The 18,020-nt window shown below is 38.5% G+C and carries 17 protein-coding genes and 1 riboswitch; of the genes, 2 read left to right on the plus strand and 15 right to left on the minus strand.

The window, feature by feature from the left end:
* Position 1: 1 nt before the first annotated feature.
* The 15 genes from EG344_RS18885 to EG344_RS18955 form a co-directional block, all read right to left on the minus strand.
* Positions 2-937: an ABC transporter ATP-binding protein gene (locus tag EG344_RS18885; RefSeq protein ID WP_123910916.1), complete on the minus strand. Its 936-nt coding sequence runs from the start codon at positions 935-937 to the stop codon at positions 2-4.
* A 12-nt stretch (positions 938-949) separates the two neighbouring features.
* Positions 950-1,879 carry an HlyD family secretion protein gene (locus EG344_RS18890; protein ID WP_123910917.1) on the minus strand — a complete coding sequence of 310 codons (930 nt, stop codon included), beginning with the start codon at positions 1,877-1,879 and terminating at the stop codon, positions 950-952.
* 16 nt (positions 1,880-1,895) lie between these two features.
* The gene (locus EG344_RS18895; protein ID WP_123910918.1) at positions 1,896-3,167 is read right to left on the minus strand and encodes a TolC family protein; all 1,272 of its coding nucleotides are present in this window, start codon (positions 3,165-3,167) and stop codon (positions 1,896-1,898) included.
* A gap of 47 nt (positions 3,168-3,214) precedes the next feature.
* Complete coding sequence (locus EG344_RS18900) at positions 3,215-3,847, minus strand: TetR/AcrR family transcriptional regulator (protein ID WP_123910919.1); 633 nt, start codon at positions 3,845-3,847, stop codon at positions 3,215-3,217.
* 579 nt (positions 3,848-4,426) lie between these two features.
* The gene (locus EG344_RS18905) at positions 4,427-5,074 is read right to left on the minus strand and encodes an epoxyqueuosine reductase QueH (RefSeq protein WP_123910920.1); all 648 of its coding nucleotides are present in this window, start codon (positions 5,072-5,074) and stop codon (positions 4,427-4,429) included.
* An 8-nt stretch (positions 5,075-5,082) separates the two neighbouring features.
* Positions 5,083-5,865, minus strand: coding sequence for an enoyl-CoA hydratase/isomerase family protein (locus EG344_RS18910; RefSeq protein ID WP_123910921.1), 783 nt, complete (start codon positions 5,863-5,865; stop codon positions 5,083-5,085).
* A gap of 43 nt (positions 5,866-5,908) precedes the next feature.
* Positions 5,909-6,811: a 3-hydroxyisobutyrate dehydrogenase gene (mmsB, locus tag EG344_RS18915; protein WP_123910922.1), complete on the minus strand. Its 903-nt coding sequence runs from the start codon at positions 6,809-6,811 to the stop codon at positions 5,909-5,911.
* A 60-nt stretch (positions 6,812-6,871) separates the two neighbouring features.
* Positions 6,872-7,978 carry an enoyl-CoA hydratase/isomerase family protein gene (locus EG344_RS18920; RefSeq protein ID WP_123910923.1) on the minus strand — a complete coding sequence of 369 codons (1,107 nt, stop codon included), beginning with the start codon at positions 7,976-7,978 and terminating at the stop codon, positions 6,872-6,874.
* A 16-nt stretch (positions 7,979-7,994) separates the two neighbouring features.
* The gene (locus tag EG344_RS18925) at positions 7,995-9,155 is read right to left on the minus strand and encodes an acyl-CoA dehydrogenase family protein (RefSeq protein ID WP_123910924.1); all 1,161 of its coding nucleotides are present in this window, start codon (positions 9,153-9,155) and stop codon (positions 7,995-7,997) included.
* Positions 9,156-9,245: 90 nt separating this feature from the next.
* The gene (locus tag EG344_RS18930; RefSeq protein WP_123910925.1) at positions 9,246-10,742 is read right to left on the minus strand and encodes a CoA-acylating methylmalonate-semialdehyde dehydrogenase; all 1,497 of its coding nucleotides are present in this window, start codon (positions 10,740-10,742) and stop codon (positions 9,246-9,248) included.
* Between the two features lie 73 nt (positions 10,743-10,815).
* Positions 10,816-12,267, minus strand: coding sequence for a bifunctional 2-methylcitrate dehydratase/aconitate hydratase (locus EG344_RS18935; RefSeq protein ID WP_123910926.1), 1,452 nt, complete (start codon positions 12,265-12,267; stop codon positions 10,816-10,818).
* Positions 12,268-12,301: 34 nt separating this feature from the next.
* Positions 12,302-13,456 carry a 2-methylcitrate synthase gene (gene prpC, locus EG344_RS18940; protein WP_123856693.1) on the minus strand — a complete coding sequence of 385 codons (1,155 nt, stop codon included), beginning with the start codon at positions 13,454-13,456 and terminating at the stop codon, positions 12,302-12,304.
* On the minus strand, positions 13,443-14,354 hold the full coding sequence (gene prpB, locus EG344_RS18945; protein ID WP_123910927.1) for a methylisocitrate lyase: 912 nt from the start codon (positions 14,352-14,354) through the stop codon (positions 13,443-13,445). The genes prpC and prpB overlap by 14 nt, the downstream gene beginning before the upstream one ends.
* Positions 14,355-14,561: a hypothetical protein gene (locus tag EG344_RS18950; RefSeq protein ID WP_123910928.1), complete on the minus strand. Its 207-nt coding sequence runs from the start codon at positions 14,559-14,561 to the stop codon at positions 14,355-14,357. It lies immediately after the preceding gene.
* Positions 14,562-14,795: 234 nt separating this feature from the next.
* Positions 14,796-14,990: riboswitch (cobalamin riboswitch) on the minus strand.
* Between the two features lie 353 nt (positions 14,991-15,343).
* Entirely contained in the window at positions 15,344-16,339 is a 996-nt protein-coding gene (locus EG344_RS18955) for a helix-turn-helix transcriptional regulator (protein WP_123910929.1), read from the minus strand.
* Between the two features lie 181 nt (positions 16,340-16,520).
* Here EG344_RS18955 and EG344_RS18960 point away from each other — a divergent pair, with 181 nt between their 5' ends.
* Positions 16,521-17,339, plus strand: a complete 819-nt coding sequence (locus EG344_RS18960) for a siderophore-interacting protein (protein WP_123910930.1) — start codon at positions 16,521-16,523, stop codon at positions 17,337-17,339.
* Positions 17,332-17,988: a VOC family protein gene (locus tag EG344_RS18965; RefSeq protein WP_164464472.1), complete on the plus strand. Its 657-nt coding sequence runs from the start codon at positions 17,332-17,334 to the stop codon at positions 17,986-17,988. The genes EG344_RS18960 and EG344_RS18965 overlap by 8 nt, the downstream gene beginning before the upstream one ends.
* The last annotated feature ends 32 nt before the right edge of the window (positions 17,989-18,020 follow it).

Below are 18,020 nucleotides of genomic sequence, written 5' to 3' on the forward strand. Positions count from 1 at the left end.
GCTATTTCACGGGTTCATTATGGTGTTCATTCATGAGGCGGATAAAACTGTCTTCAATCGTTGGGGCTACAATTTTCACCTCCAGTCCGTCAGGATGATTTTGACCTATAACCCGCATGACACCCATAACATCTGTTTCATCGGATTTCAGAGTAAGGTGCATATATTCCCCGAATGTGTAGCAGCTTTCTACTTCTTCAGTGGAACGTACATCTTGTAAAAGCTGATAAATATTATTAGCTTTGGCCGCAAACAGGGTTTTTGGAAAGCTTTTGATAATATTTTCCGGGGTATCAATGGACATAATATTGCCATTTTGCATCAAAGCAATCCGGTCACAAAGAGTGGCTTCATCCATATAAGGCGTTGAAACAACAATCGTAATACCTTGTGCTTTCAGTTGACCAAGCATATCCCAAAATTCTTTTCTTGAAACCACATCTACCCCTGTTGTAGGTTCATCCAGAAACAAAACTTCAGGTTTATGGATTAGAGCACAGCATAAAGCCAGTTTCTGCTTCATCCCACCGGAAAGCTTCCCGGCTCTTCGTTTATTAAAGGGTTTAATCTGTTCGTAAATGTCTTTGATAAGGTCATAATTGTCTTCAATGGTAGTTCCAAAAACCGTAGCAAAGAAGTTCAGATTTTCCTCTATAGTCAGATCCTGATACAGAGAGAATTTTCCGGGCATATATCCAACGATATTCCGGATTTTCCTGTAGTCTTTGATGACATCAAACCCTTCTACAGTCGCTGTTCCACTGTCTGCAAGCAATAAGGTCGTGAGAATACGGAACAAAGAAGTTTTGCCGGCTCCGTCAGGGCCGATCAGACCAAATAATTCTCCCTTCTGTACTTCGAAAGAAACATCATTGACTGCTTTTACTTCCCCTTTATTATAGGTTTTGACGATATTTTTTACTGTTATTGAACTCATATCAATGATCCATTAAAAGATTACTTCTCCATACATTCCGATCTTCAGATAACCGTCATTTTTCACATTTACTTTCATGGCATACACCAGATTGGCTCTTTCATCTTTGGTTTGAATGGTTTTCGGCGAAAATTCAGATTTAGAGGAAATCCAGGTAATGGTTCCCGGATATTCTTTGTAACTGTCTTTACCATTATCAATCCTAACTTTTACCTGTTGCCCTATCTTAATTTGTGATAGTTGTATACCTGTTACATACGCTTTTAAATCAAGATTTTCCGTATTGGCAATTTTATACAATGGCTTTCCAATGACCTGAAGCTCGCCCTGCAAAGCATAATTTGTTAATACTGTTCCTTTGATTGGGTTAATGATCTGCCCTTTATTAATTTGTTCCTGGATTTGTGCGGCAGCTTTCTCCATAGGTGCTTTTTCACTCAATATACTTCGGTTCTGTGTATTGGTGTTGTAAGTATTCAGTTTAAGCTGTTGTTCCGTAACAGCAATCTGTTTTTTAAGTTGATCTATGGAGGCATTGATATCATCCAGCTGTTTACGGGTGGCAGCATCTGCTTTTACCAGGTTTTCAGTACGGCTTTTTTCTCTTAATTGTTGTACTAACTGTGATTTCTGTACTTCGAGCTGCCTGCGTACCAGTTCCGTCTGGTCACCAGGAGCGATTGTTTTTTCATTTAAGGCAGCAATACTGGCTTCAGTTTGTTGCTTCTGAAGTTCTGCAACCTTTACATCAATCTGTCCTACCGGATCACCTGATTTCAACTGTGCTCCTTCTTTTACATTGTACGAAAGGAGCAAACCGTTTTGTTGTGCGGATACAATCACTTCATCAGCTTCAAAATTCCCCGAAGCATCATATTCGTTTTTTTGCGTACAGGCATTCAGAAATAATGCTGCTGAAACAATTACTATATATTTTTTCATGTTGTTACATTTATGATTAATGGCCTGATTTGAATTTTAAATTATATTGTGACTGAAGCAGCTGTATCTGATGAAGAATAAGGTTTTGCTTTGCTGCGTTTTCATTATTGATTTTCTGAATGTATTCGTGGGTGGTAATAACCCCATTAGTGAGCTGAGCTGAGGCAGACCTTGTGACTGCTTCCCTCAGTTCTATTGTTTTTTGATCCTGGCCGATCATTTCTGCGTATTTTTTTATATTTTCATCCTGTTGAGCAATATCAATTTTTACATTTCGGATGAAAGTTTCTTTATCAGCATCTGCTGACTGACTGCTGAGATCATAGATTGAACGTTGATTTTTTAAGGTATAAAGACTTCCCAGTGACCAGTTCAGTCGAATACCGGTGATGTACCACGCTCCAAAATCATTAGAAATAGGATTAAGAGTAGGTCGTCCGTAAGCTCCCTGAAAAAAGGCTTTGAAGGTAGGCATGTAACTTGATTTCAACTGTTTTGTCTGTGCTTCATAGATCTCTTTCTGTAAATCGAACATTTTAAGCTCCGGCCTGTTGATTTCCTCTGATGATAGAATAGGTTCAGGTTTTACTAACTCGGAGGATGAGGTAATTTCCTTACCGGTAAAAATAGAAAGCATTTTTAAAAAAGCAGAGCGGTTTCCCTCGTAATCAATATTTACTGATTTTGTATTCTCAATCTCGGCTTTTAGTTCATTGACATCGCTTGCGTAAGCAGTACCATATTTATAGGCTGCTTCCGCTTTATCCAATTGAGTCTGCAGATTGGCAACTTTAAGTTCATTGAGTTTCAACTGAGCATCCAGCAAAAAAATAGAAAAGAAGATGGAGTTGATACGGTCATTAATGGTATATAATTCTATTTCTACATTTTGCTTTTGTAATCCGGCATTGGCTTTTGTAATCTCGTTTTGATACTGTGTACTGCCTCCATCAAATAACAATTGCTCTACTTCTCCGGAAATCCTGTATTGGTCTTTACTGAATGTGGGGGGAGAAAATCCCATAGGAGAGGCACCACCAAGTAAGGCACCATAATCAACTACCTGAGATTGATATGTTGCCTGACCCGAAATATTGAACTGAGGCAAAAACTTTTTGTTGGCATTCTTAATGGTATAGTCTGCCGATTGAGCGACCAGATTCATTTTTTTGACAGCAGGGTAGTTTTCTCTTGCCAGAAGGTAACATTCCTCCAACGTGAGTGACTGTGCATTGACTGAAACAGCTAATAACCCCAAGCCAATAGTCAAAAGTGTTTTGTATATCATTTTATTATTTTGTTTTAATCATTTGATTAATTTGGTGGCAAAAAAAATTATTTCGCCTTCATCATTGCTTTTATCCAAACCGGAATGAGTTTTTTACGCTCCTGCATCATCTGGCTGAATTGTTGGTTGTCTATTTTGCTGATGGATGTGATCAACGGCTGAGCAATAAATGGAAAAATAACTAATCCCATTACATTCATTAAGAATTGCAGAGGATTAGGTTCGGTTACTTCTTCGTTCTCAACTGCTGTCTGATATTGCTTAATAAATTCAGAATTCAACACAACATCTTTAATAGGTAATTTACCCATCAGGCCGGTAGGGTTGTTTCTCAGTTCACTCATGATAAAAAGCGGTACACCCGGTTCGCCGGAAAGGAAATTAATGTAATTGGACGCAATAAGTTCTATTTTCTTTTCCAAACTGGTTTTGCCGTCATTCAAGATAGTGGTAAGATGATGGATAAAGCCGGACAAGGTTTCCAGCATGATAATATCAAATAACTTCTGTTTACTTCGGAAGTAATAGTTGAGTAAAGCGAGATTGATTCCTGCTTCTTCAGCAATATCCCTTGTACGGGTAGCTGCAAAACCCTTTTGATGGAATACTGAACGGGCTGCTTCCTTAATTTTTTCTTCTGTTGAATTATCCAGATTATTGACTTCTTTAGTTTTTGCCATGTTGCATCAAAGTTCTTTTCAGGGACAAATATACAAACTTATTCTTTTGATTTAATCAAATGATTAAAAATGATTTTTAATGAGCCTTTTTAAATAGATACTTGTTGGAAAATTGTAAAGAAATCTAAGAATGATACTGCTTTTAAGATGAAAGAAAATCAGAGATTTTCAGAAATATTTTCAAATCATCTTTTACATGACAATATTCTATGTGCCTATGTGGTTAATTTTTTTTGAACCCATAGACCCATAGATTTTTACAAATAAAATGAGTGGAGGTAATGATAAAAATATATTGTTAACAGTATATAATTTTACCGTAGATAAAATCTTAGCATCATTGCATTTTCCATGAAATCCTTTTATCCATGAAGAATATATCTGATGCCAATAGCGATTTTGCATTCTTTTTAAGAGTATTGTTTGAAAACATTATTCATTTTTTTATCTTAGGCTTTCAGAATCTTATATTATTATAAAATATGCCCATTTTATTGGAAATGGGCATCCTATTTATTGAAAACTGATGGTGATAAGATGAAATCATTTCCTCTAAATGAGATCAAGAAAAATATATTTTCAGTCTTTACCATAATATTTTTCGCCCAATTTTATTTTCTCTCTTCCTGTTTCCACCCGCCATTTATTGGTGTCTCTTAAAGAATAGGCACAGCCGCAATATTCCTGCATATAAAACTGTTCTTCTTTACTGATATCAAGCATACGCTTTGAGCCGCCTTTCTTTCGCCAGTTGTAAGTCCAGTAAGTAATTCCTTCATAATGACCGGCTGCACGAATTCCACAATCATTGATCTGTTCCATGTTTTTCCAACGGGAAATACCCAGTGAGCTGGAAATGATATCGAATCCGTTTTCATACGCGTACAATGCCGTCCGCTCAAAGCGCATATCAAAACACATGGTACAACGGATTCCTCTTTCGGGTTCCCATTCCATGCCTTTTGCTCTGGCGAACCAGTCATCCACATCATAATCAGCATCAACGAAAGAAATATTGTGTTTCTCAGCAAAACGGATATTTTCTTCTTTTCTTAAATCATATTCTTTCTTTGGATGAATATTGGGATTATGAAAAAAGATGGTAAAATCTATCCCCGATGCAATAATTGCTTCCATTACTTCTCCGGAACATGGAGCGCAACAAGAGTGCAACAACAGTTTTTTACCTCCTTCCGGCAATACTAATTTCTCTCTTTCAAAATTCATTTTCATTATTATTTCCCTGTAAAATCAGGATTTCTTTTTTCTATAAATGCACCTATGCCTTCGTTATGGTCTTGGGTTGTAAACAACTCACCAAATAAGGCGGCTTCTTGTTTCAGCCCGTCTGCAATATGCAGTTCAAAGCCTGTATTTAATGATTGTTTTGCTTTTGCTACAGCTATTGGTCCTCTTAAGGCAATGGTTTCTGCCAGTTTTTGAGCCTCCCTCAATAGTTCTTCAGGTGCAATGACCCTGTTGACAAAACCAAATTCTTTACAGGCAGCTGCTGAATAAAATTCGCCTGAGAAAACCATTTCTCTTGCTTTGTATAAGCCAATCGCTCTTGGAAGACGCTGTGTTCCGCCAAAACAAGGTAATAAGCCTAAGGTAACTTCCGGCAATCCGAATTTAGCTTTCTCACTGGCCAGAATAATATCGCATGATAATGCCAGCTCACAGCCACCGCCTAATGCGAAACCGTTAACTGCCGCAATGACTGCAAAAGGCAATTCTTCGATAGCATTGAAAGCGGTTTGCGCCATGATGGAAAACGCTTCAGCTTCCTGAGGAGTCATTCCCTGCATGGCTTTGATGTCCGCACCGGCAACAAAAGCTTTTTCTCCGGAGCCTGTAATGATCAGGACCCGAATATCTGAGTTTGTTTTTATCTGATCGGCAAATATTTTAAGTTCTTTTAAAACAACTTCATTCAAAGCATTTAAGGCTTGTGGACGATTAATAGTCAGTGTTCCGACATGTCCCTGTTGTTTGTATAATAAGGTTTCAAAATTCATTGTATCTAGTTTTTGGGGATGGAAATTTTGTGGTGAAAAAAGATCAGTTTCCGTTTTCTACGTTTAATTTCCCATTTAAAAATTGGATAATGCTTGAAAAATCTATGGCTCCGTTTCCGGATTCACTCCACATTCTATATAAATTTAAAGCGGCATTTCCCAGTGGAGTAGAGGTTTTGGTTTCCAATCCTGCTTCTGCTGCCAGTCCCAGGTCTTTGGTCATCAGATCTACAGCAAATCCTCCTGAATATTCCCTTGATGCAGGAGCATTTTCCATCACGCCAGGATATGGATTGTATACTTCTAAAGACCAGTTTTTACCGGAACTTTTCTGCATTATTTCACTTAATGTTTTAGGATCTAATCCATGTCGGATTCCTAAATTAATAGCTTCAGAAGTTCCGATCATGTGGATGGCCAATAACATATTATTACAGATTTTTGCCACCTGACCGGCTCCGGAATCTCCTGCATGGAATATATTCTGTCCCATACATTTTAAAATAGGTCTTGCTTTTTCGTAGTCTTCGGTTTTACCACCTACGATAAACGTTAATGTTCCGGCTTTTGCTCCGGCTGTACCTCCGGAAACAGGAGCATCTATCATTTTACAGCCTTTAGATACAGCAAGTTTAGCAACAGAACGGGCTGTTACAGCATCTATGGTACTGCTGTCGATTAATAATGTATTAGGTTGTAAACTGTTGACAAATTCTTCAGAGTACAATTCGGCAACGTGTTTCCCGGAAGGAAGCATCGTGATGACTACCTCTGCATCTTTGATTGCTTCTAACGCTGAACCAGAAGCTTGTCCGCCTGCTGAAACCAAAGCTTCTAAGGCCGTTTTTGAAAGGTCAAATCCCTTTACAGAATGACCATTTTTTACTAAGTTTGCGGCCATAGGTCCGCCCATATTTCCTAATCCTATGAATGCTATATTGGACATAATTATTTCTTTGAGGGTTAAAAAATGATTGAATTTGGATTGAAAGCGAATGCTGAGCGTTTAAGATCTGATCACTACTTCTTTATTCACTTTCCATTCTCCGATGATCCATTCAAAATAAGAGTTTATCCATTCCTGAGTGACCTCATCTAAGGTGGCAGGATGCCATTTTGGAGATTGATCTTTATCGATTAATAATGCCCGTACTCCTTCTGCAAAATCAGGATGAATGCAGCATTGACAAGATAGATTCAGTTCGGATTGGAAAACTTCTTCCAGGCTTAAATCCTTACCTTGTTTCAATTGTCTGAAAATAATGTGAGCTGAACTGGGAGAACCTGCCTCAAAACTTTTAATTCCGGCATTAATCCATTCGTCTTTTTCGGGAGAATTGATTAGTATTTCCCTGAATTGTTCCAATGTTTCAGCTTTTTCAAACCTTTCTACAAAGTCTTGATGAAGGGCTGCCTGTGATTCCGGAACAGAAACCTCCTTGGAAACGTTTTTTAATATTTCAGAAACGGTCTTGTGATGATTGTCATTCCACTCTGTACGTTCTAATTCGTTGAGGATGATTTCTTTTGAAGAAGATTTTACATAATAATCTGCCAGCCCTAAAAATTTGCAATCGGCTCCATCAAGTCTGGCCCCTGTTAATCCTAAATACAATCCATAAGCGGGTGGCATTTTATTTAAAAACCAGGTTGCACCCACATCAGGATATAATCCAATTGTAATTTCAGGCATCGCGAGTTTACTTCTTTCCGTTACAATACGGTGGGATGCGCCGACCATAATTCCGATGCCGCCGCCCATTACAATTCCGTGCCCCCAAACGATGATAGGTTTTGGATAAGTATGTATCGTGTAATCTACCTGATATTCTTTTGAGAAGAAATCAAAGCAATCCTGTGGTACCTGAGTAGGGTCAATAGCTCTCTGGGCAACGATGGCATCATGCAATTGTCTTACATCACCTCCTGCACACAAAGCTTTTTCACCTGCCCCCTGAATAAACAGGCAGGCTATTTCATCGGAATTTTTCCAGTCTTCCAACACGGTTTTTAATTCTTCAATCATAGGCAATGAAAGAGAATTCAGTGTTTTTTCAGAATTAAGGGTAATGATTCCGACTTTGTTTTTTATTTCTGTAAGTAGTAAATTCATTTTTTAAGAGTTTAAATTAACGAATCTGTAAAGTAGCTCCTTCTTCCAGGATCTTTCTTGAAATAACGAGCTTCATAATCTCATTAGTACCTTCTACGACCTGATGTACTCTGGCATCACGCATGAGACGTTCTACAGGAAAATCCTGTGTACATCCATAACCACCTAATATCTGAAGGGCTTCATTGCATATATTAAAACACATATCGGTAGCCAGTCTTTTGGCCATTGCACAGTAAGTAGTCGCATTCGGATCTTTAGAATCGAGCTTAAAAGCTGCCAGCTGTACCATTTGTCGGGCAGCTACTAATTCTGTCGCCATATCTGCAATTTTAAACTGTAGAGATTGAAACTGAGCCAGTGATTTTCCAAATTGCTGTCTTTCATGCATATACTTCTGAGCCTGATTAATCGCTCCCTGAGCCGCTCCTACAGAGCAGGTTCCGATATTGATTCGGCCACCGTCCAATCCTTTCAGGGCAATTTTAAAGCCTTCCCCTAAGGTACCTAAAAGATATTTCTCATCTACTTCTACATGATCGAGAAATACAAAACGGGTAGGCTGGGTATTCCAACCTAGTTTTTTCTCCTTTTCTCCAAAGCTGATTCCCGGGTTGTTCGCAGGTACTACAAAGGCACTGATGCCTTTTGCACCGGAGTTCTCTGTACGAGCCATCACAATGAGCACATCGCTTTCGCCAGCTCCTGAAATAAAGGCTTTAGTACCATTAATGAGATATTTATTATCCTTTTTAACAGCTGTAGTTTTCAGACCTGCCGCATCAGATCCTGATCCTGGTTCGGTAAGGCAATAAGAACCCAATAGTGCTCCTGATGCCAGTTTTGAACAGAATTCTTTTCTGATTTCATCATTCCCAAACTCGTCAATCATCCACGAAACCATATTATGAATGGTGATATAAGCGGTGGTGGAAGGACAGGCTGCGGCTAATTCTTCAAAGATAATAGCAGCATCAAGCCGTGATAGTCCCAAACCGCCTGCGTCTTCACTGGTATAGACTCCACAAAATCCCAATTCACCGGCTTTGGTTATGGCATCTCTTGGAAATATCTTTTGGGCATCCCATTCTGAAGCATAAGGCGTGAGCTCTTTTTCAGCAAACTTTCTTGCGGCATCCTGAAATGCCAGTTGTTCATCACTTAGGTTAAATTCCATAATTTTTAGGGTTTAAAATTTGAATTGAAAGTGCTCAGATCGTGAATGGGGACTTGCCTCTTATTTTCAGTTGCCCACTTTCATCATGTACTATTTTAAACTGATCGTCATATTAAGACTTCCTCCCGGAACATCCTCTTCAAACCAGCGTGCAGTAATGGTTTTGGTTTCTGTATAGAACTTTACACCCTGTTTTCCGTAAGAATGCAGGTCGCCAAAGAACGATTTTCTCCATCCTGTAAATGAGAAAAATGGCAATGGAACAGGAATCGGAAGGTTGACTCCAATTTGTCCCACTTCAATTTCGTGCTGGAATTTTCTGGCAGCAGCTCCTGAATTGGTAAAGATCGAAGTTCCGTTTCCATAAGGGTTGTTGTTGATGATCTGAATAGCCTCATCCAGCGTGTCTGCTTTTAATAAAAGTAAAGCAGGGCCAAAGATTTCCTCTTTGTAAATATCCATTTCTACAGATACATTATTGAACAGAGTAGGACCTACAAAATATCCGTTTTCATATCCTTCTACGATACAGTTGCTTCCATCTAATAATACTTCAGCGCCCTGGTCATAAGCACTCTTGATAAGTCTCAGTACCTTTTCTTTAGACTGTTGATTGATTAATGGGCCAAAAGCAGCAGATTCATCAGACCATACTCCAGGTTTGATCGTGCTTAAAGCGGTTTTGATCTCCTCTACCCAATTTTGAGCTTCACCTACCAGAACTGCAACACTGATAGCCATACAACGCTGCCCGGCTGCACCACACGATGCACCTACCAGATTGTTGATGACCTGCCCTTTATTGGCATCAGGCATAACGACCATGTGGTTTTTTGCACCACCAAAAGCCTGAACTCTTTTCAGATTATCTGTTCCTGTACGGTAAACATGTTCAGCTACTGGAACAGAACCTACAAATGAAATGGCTTTGATCTCAGGATGATTCAGGATATGATTCACCTGATCTTTGGAGCCATGAACAATATTTAAAACTCCTTTTGGAAAGCCGGCTTCCAAGAATAGCTCTGCCATTTTCATGGAAGTCATTGGCGTTTGCTCAGAAGGTTTTAAGATAAAGGTATTTCCACAGGCAATCGCCATTGGGAACATCCATAAAGGAATCATCGCAGGGAAGTTGAAAGGAGTAATTCCTGCACAAACTCCAAGAGGTTGAATATAACTGTAGGTATCTACGCCACGGGCTACATTTTCTACCGTTTCTCCCATCATCAGGGTTGGAATATTGCAGGCATGTTCCACAACTTCAATACCGCGCCATACATCTCCCATTGCATCTGCAAAGGTTTTCCCGTTTTCTTTGGAAAGGATTTCGGCGATTTCTTTTTGATGTTCTTTTAAAAGGTGTTGGTATTTTAAAAATAACCTCGCCCTTTCCGGAGTGGCAACCTCTTTCCAGATTTTGAAAGCTTCTGTAGCAGCTTCAATGGCTTGATCGACTTCTGATACTAATGTTAAAGGCACCTCAGCAAGAATTTCTTGGGAAGCAGGGTTTTCTACCGGAAGATGTTCTTGAGTTTTACTCTCAGTAAACACTCCATTGATTAATATTTTTACTTTTTGTGACATGTTTTATAAGTTGAAAAGTTGAGAAGGAAAGTTGAAAGTAAGTGGTGTTGCTTACTTTCAACTTTTAATTGGGTTATATTACCAGTAGGTCAACGAATTCATTGACATTAAGATTGATCAATGTTTCGTATTCCAATGAGTTTTCAAGGACTACTTTTTGCTGTTTTTCAGGGAAAATACGCGCTAAGTTGACTTTGTATTTCTTGATAAGTTCAGGAATTCCTTCCTCTCTTCTTCGCTTGTGCCCGATAGGATATTCTACCACAATTTCATCCAAAACAGTTCCGTCATTAAGTTCTATGGTCATCGCATTGGCAATAGAACGTTTTTCAGGATCATGATAATCTGCTGTAAACTGAACGTCTTCCACGCATTCAATTTTATCACGCAGAATATCAATTCTTGGATCTGAAGCAATATTATCTTCATAATCTGCAGCCGTTAATCTTCCATGGATCAATGTTACCGCTACCATGTATTGGATACAGTGGTCACGGTCTGCCGGGTTGTTCAAAGGCCCTTTTTTATCGATGATACGAATGGCAGCTTCATGGGTGCGGATCGTAACCTTTTTAATATCGTCTGTTGTTTTTCCAAGCTTTTTCAAGGTAGAATGCAGTGTCATTGCAGCTTCTACAGCAGTTTGAGAATGGAATTCAGCCGGGAATGAAATTTTGAATAATACATTCTCCATGACATAAGAACCATACTCTCTCTGGAATTTAAATTCATTTCCTTTGAAAGAAACATCATAGAATCCCCAAGTTTTAGCTGTTAATACAGATGGATAACCCATTTCTCCTGTTTTCGCGATTAATGCTAAACGTACTGCTCTTGATGTGGCATCACCCGCAGCCCATGATTTACGGGAACCTGTATTGGGAGCATGACGGTATGTTCTTAAAGATTGTCCGTCTACAAACGCTAATGATACTGCATTGATGATCTCATCACGCGTTAAACCGATCAGTTTTCCAACAACAGCTGTAGAAGCCAGTTTTACCAATAATACGTGATCAAGACCTACTTTATTGAAAGAATTTTCCAGTGCCATTACGCCCTGAATCTCGTGAGCCATGATCATCGCTTCCAATACCTGCTTCATTTTTAAAGGCGCTTTTCCTTCCGCAATATTGGTCCTTGATAACCAGTCTGCTGTTGCTAAAATTCCACCCAGGTTATCTGACGGATGTCCCCATTCAGCAGCCAGCCATGTATCATTAAAATCTAACCAACGGATAATAGCTCCGATATTAAATGCTGCCTGAACAGGATCTAATTGAAACTGTGTTCCCGGAACCTTTGCACCATGAGGAACTACGGTTCCTTTCACGATTGGGCCTAAAAGTTTTGTACAGGCTGGATAGGTTAAAGCTTCCAGACCACATCCGATCGTATCCAGAAGACAATAATGAGCAGTCTTCCAGGCTAAATCGTTTTTAATTTCGTAGCTTAATACATAATCTGCAATATCTACTAATACCTGATCCGGTTGTGGTCTTTCATTTGAAATGTGTGATGACATCTTTGTTTTATAGTTTTATTATTAGGTAATTTGTTTATTTTCTGTCTTGTAGAGAAACGTATTCTTTATTTTCCGGGCCTGTATAATTGGCACTTGGGCGGATGATTTTTCCATCCTGTCTCTGTTCAATAATGTGAGCACTCCATCCTGTCACTCTGGAAATAACGAATAGTGGAGTAAACATAAGGGTTGGTACTCCCATTAAATGATAGGATACCGCAGAGAACCAATCCAGATTCGGAAACATTTTCTTTTCTTCCCACATTACGGTTTCTAACCTTTCTGCTATATTATACAACAGCATATCTCCGGCTTCTTCTGAAAGTTCTTTAGCTACTTTTTTAATCACCACGTTTCTAGGGTCTGAAATCGTGTAAACCGGATGTCCAAATCCAATAATCACCTCTTTGTTAGCAATACGCTGACGGATATCTGCTTCAGCTTCGTCCGGTGAGTTGTAACGGCTTTGGATTTCGAAGGCCACTTCGTTGGCACCTCCGTGTTTTGGCCCTCTTAGCGCACCGATGGCTCCTGTGATACATGAATAAAAATCTGACGCAGTTCCGGCAATAACACGAGCGGTGAATGTAGATGCATTAAATTCATGTTCCGCATAAAGGTTAAGCGATATTTCCATGGCTTTTACCCAGGAATCCGGAGCTTTTTTACCATGTAAAAGGTGAAGGAAATGCCCGCCAATCGTATCATCGTCTGTTTCTACATTGATTTCCTTACCATTGTGGGTGTAATGGTACCAGTATAAAAGTCCGGAACTGAATGAAGCTAATAATTTATCCGCAATATCTCGTGCTCCGGCTACATTGTGATCATCTTTTTCAGGCTGAATACTTCCAATAGCGGATACCATAGAACGCATGACATCCATAGGATGAGCCGCTGCCGGAATACTCTTTAAAATATTTCTTACAGAATGCGGAAGTCCCCGAAGGGATTTTAATTTGGCTTTATAATTTTTCAACTGAGCTCCTGTAGGCAGCTGGCCATAGATCAAAAGATAAGCTACTTCTTCAAATTCTGCTTTCTCTGCCAGATCCAGAATATCATATCCTCTGTAATGAAGATCATTTCCACTTTTCCCTACGCTGCAAAGCGCGGTATTACCTGCTGCTACTCCTGAAAGGGCTACGCTTTTCTTAGGCTTGAATGTTGGTTCGCTATTCGTTGACATTACTAATATTTTGTTTAAAAAGGTTATCTAATTTTTGTTCATAGTCATGGTATCCAATGCTTTGGTAGAGTTCTTCTCTGGTTTGCATCGTGTCTAATACATGGGCCTGAGTACCATCTTTACGAATGTGTTCATAGACATTCAATGCGGCTTTATTGGCAGCACGGAAGGCTGAAAGAGGGTAGAGGATCAATCCTACTCCTGCATTTTTCAATTCATCAACCGTGTATAGATTGATCATTCCAAACTCGGTGATATTGGCCAATACAGGGATTCCTGTAGCATCTACAAATTTTTGATAGAAGCTTAAATCGGGGACTGCTTCTGCGAAAATGAAATCAGCACCAGCTTCTTTATAAGCCGCTGCTCTTTCTAAGGTTTTTTCCAATCCTTCATTGGCAAAGGCATCTGTTCTGGCTCCGATTACGAAGTTTTCGTCGGTACGCGCGTCAGCAGCAGCCTTCAATCGGTCTACCATTTCTTCTTTGCTTACAATTTCTTTTCCTGGACGATGACCACAACGTTTTGCTCCTACCTGATCTTCAATATGCAGAGCAGCAGCTCCTGCTTTGATCAATGACTTTACCGTTCTGGCGACATTAAACGCTGATGGGCCAAAACCTGTATCTACATCTACCAATAAAGGCAAATCACAAACATTGGTAATACGCTGAATGTCTACTAATACATCTTCCAGCGTGGTGATTCCCAGATCCGGAATTCCTAAAGATCCGGCAGCAACCCCGCCTCCTGAAAGATAAATGGCATTGAAGCCAGCTTGTTTGGCCAGTAATGCATGATTGGCATTGATGGCTCCTACAATCTGAAGAGGACTTTCTTTGTGCATGGCCTCCCGGAACTGAGCACCGGGCGACTTCCAGTTTTCATTTTTAGTCATTTAATATTTATAGTTTAGTTGAAATTTGTGCGATAAGAAAGAAGAGTTGCTATGCTGCTGTTGTGCGGTAAAAAGAAAATGATCTGAAGAAATCAGATGAGCTATTAATGGGTATGGAGACTGCATTTTTTTCGAAACTCCATAGAACAAGATCTCTGTCATAGATCTGTTATTCATAGATGCATAATCGTGATTGGCTTGGTACATTTTTTAACTTTTTACATAGATTAAACCCAATAAAAAGTTCTAGATAAACTTCACGATGTTTTGTGAGAAAGAAAAATTATGGAAAGGGGACACGGATGAGGTACAGACCCACAAAATAAGCACATGCTGTTCTGCCAGTATCTATCTCAAAAAATGAAACAACTTGATAAACAATTTTATCACACAATTATCCATACCGTATCATACCTGACTATAAGCTTCAGATCGCGAAAGCATCGTCACTACGAAATAGGCAGGTCTCCTGACTTGTAACAGTTTTTATCATCCTTCCCATAGACCGGAGTATACAGTGGATATTGATTTGATAAAAACCTTTAGTTGTTACTTACAGTTGCGCGACAGTTCGTGATTTGCACACGATTCCCTTTTAATACACAGCTAAGTGTAACCAATTTCGGTTGATAAAGAAGGTGTTAAGAACTCCTTGGTGGTAAATATAGCCATTTTATAAGAACGACAAAATATTTTATGTAAACAATAATTAATTTTGGGTAATGAATTGATAATGTTTGTTTTGTGGATCTTTGTTTTTTGGTGGTATGATAAAAATCAGTCTTTTTGTAGTGTTTTTTTATTACCAAATCATTAACAAATACACCTGAATGTTAAATGAAATAAAATAAAGAATGTGTTTTTATGGGTAATTTTTATATTTGAAAATAGACCGATTAAGCCTAATAATCTAGGGTGAAAATTAGAAAATAACTACAGATTTTGAGAAAGTCATCATTGGTAAATATCGGTTGAAATCATTTAATAATTTAGTGAGTTATACCATTGGTATTCCTAAGTTTACTAGGAATTAAATTATACTTTCTTTTAAATGCTGCTGAAAAATGTCTTGGGTTCTTATATCCGATAATATCAGAGATTTCATTGATGTTTAAGTCTCCTTCAAGAAGCATTTTTTTTGCCTGTTCCATCTTTGTATCATTCCAGAAATTGAAAACGGTAGTTCCAAACAGTTCCTTAAAACCTTTTTTTAATGTAAATTCATTGGTCCCTACTTGATGAGCGAGATCTACTAATGAACAGTTTTGGTCAAGATTATTAATGATAAAATCTCTCACTGCATATATTTTCTCTTCATCTTTTTTGAGAAGAGAGGAGGAGGACTCACTTTTAAAAAGCTGTTCCAGTTGTAAAAGGAGAAGTTCTGCCACTTTTGCTTCAAGATAAATTCTTTTGAAAATACCTTTACGCTCACAATGGATGATGTCATTCAGAATCTGATACATTTCCAGACTGATCCGGTTATGATGCGGATTGATAAGGCATGAATGCTGTTTTTCAATGGCATTTCTGAATGTATTGAATACGTCTGAGTCTTCGGGAAGAAATTTTGTAAAAAAAGCAGGGGCTAAATTGATTTCCAGGATCTGCATTTCATGACCGTCAAATTCCATCTGACCGGACATCTGATGAGCATAAATAATGTTATGCTGGTAGCTGTCAAAACATACTTTATAACCAAAATTATCTGAAAGAGCAGCGCTTCTGCCTTTCAGTGAAAAGTGCATCTCAACACTGTCAAAGTCAGCTTCAAAGTATAATAATACCTTGTTTTTGAGAGAAACATTTCCAAAACCGATATGAACATTTTCAAAGCAGATTTCATGATAAAACCCTTCTCCATAAGGAGGTTTCAAATGAGTAACATACTCTCTGATATCACCATCGTTTATAAAATAGGCATTGGGATATTTTCTTTCCACCAATGTTCCTCCAATTTTATCATCGTAGACTCTTAATGCCATCCTTATTTGTTTTGATTAAAATTTTCCTTTTTGCGGACTTTTTACTCCCTTTTGCATACCTCATCCTTCCGTTTTACTTATTAGTTTTGCACAAAGATAATAATTATTTAGAATGATTCTTAATAATATGTTTTGTTTTATCAATTGAAATCAAATAGGAAATAACAGAAAAGAAGATATCATGAAAAAAACGGAGACTATACAAGGGGAATTCACCGTGACCGGGAAAAAATACATTACACCTCATTATATCCGGATCTTTCTTACAGGGGAAAGCGTCCCATTGATTGCCAACACGACAATTGGAGTGAATAATAAAATTCTTATTCCGCCTCAAGGAGTTGATCGAATTTATTTCCCAGAATTTGATTATGAAAAAACGGAATGGAAACCTCAGCCTGAGGAGACCCGTCCCGTTATCAGAACGTATACGCATCGGGGCATTGATCTTGTCCGAAATGAGATTTGGATTGATTTTGTGGCTCATGGAGATGAAGGACCGGCTTCAGCATGGGCGATTAATGCAAAAAAAGGAGATTTATTGGGAATTTTAATGAAGAACGGGAAAACAGAATTGTATGCCGAGGCAGATAATTATTTACTCGTTGCCGATGCAACAGGAATTCCGGTGATTGCTGCTATTCTTGAAGATTTACCCCCTTCTGCAAAAGGAACCTGTATCCTTGAAGTAGATGGTAAGGTGGATGAACAGGAGCTACAGACGTTAGCAGACATCAATTTTATTTGGATTCATAATGAATATCCTCAGAAAGGCAGCCGCCTTCCAGAAGTTGTAAAGCAGCAGATATTACCGGAATCATCCAGAACCGGATATGTGGCAGCGGAGTTTTCTTCAGTAAAGGAAATTCGTCACTATCTCCGTAAAGAAAAGCAATGGAAACAGGGAGAATTATATGCTTATTCTTATTGGAAATCGGGAGTTGCAGAAGATAAATCTGCAATGGAAAGACATCAGGAAAATGAGGTTAGAAATGAATAATAATGTACAATTAAGTCATGTATTGTACCGGGTACAGGACTTACATACTGCTGTAAAAAAGATTCAGGATGTGGGTTTTATTGTAGAGTATGGAACAGATCCTGATAAGGCTTATAATGCTTTGATCTGGTTTGAAAAAGGGGTCTTTATAGAAATTTACCATAATTCCGGACTTCCTGGCTATATAAAATGGATGATGAAAATCTTTGGCTATCAGTCCGTTTTAGAACGGATGAGGCAGTGGGAAAACGTAAAGGAAGGCTGGTGTGAATGGTCTTTGGAGTCTACATTAGAAAACCTGAATTCAGAAAAACAGTTTTTCAAAAATGAAAATATCGGGTTCAGGTTTCATAAAGCTAAAAGAAAAGATGTATATGGAAATAAGCTTACGTGGGAACTTCTAATGCCGGATGATATTGATTTTCCTTTTTTAATGTCCGCCTATCTTCCTGATCCCAGGCCTAAAGAAGTTAGTCATCCCAATGGAATTGTGGGAGTGAGAAGTATTAAGGTAGGAGCAGATCTTCTGAATACTCAGGTATTAAATCAATTGCTCATCAATCAGGAGGGTTTAGAGCTTGTACAGGGAAAAGGGTTACAAACTGTAGAATTCATAAATTCTGATTTGAAAATTGAAAATATATTATAATCCCCGATTTTTTAGAATCAAAAATTATTAAA

Origin of the sequence: Chryseobacterium sp. G0162 (assembly GCF_003815715.1) — a bacterium.
GTDB lineage: Bacteria > Bacteroidota > Bacteroidia > Flavobacteriales > Weeksellaceae > Chryseobacterium.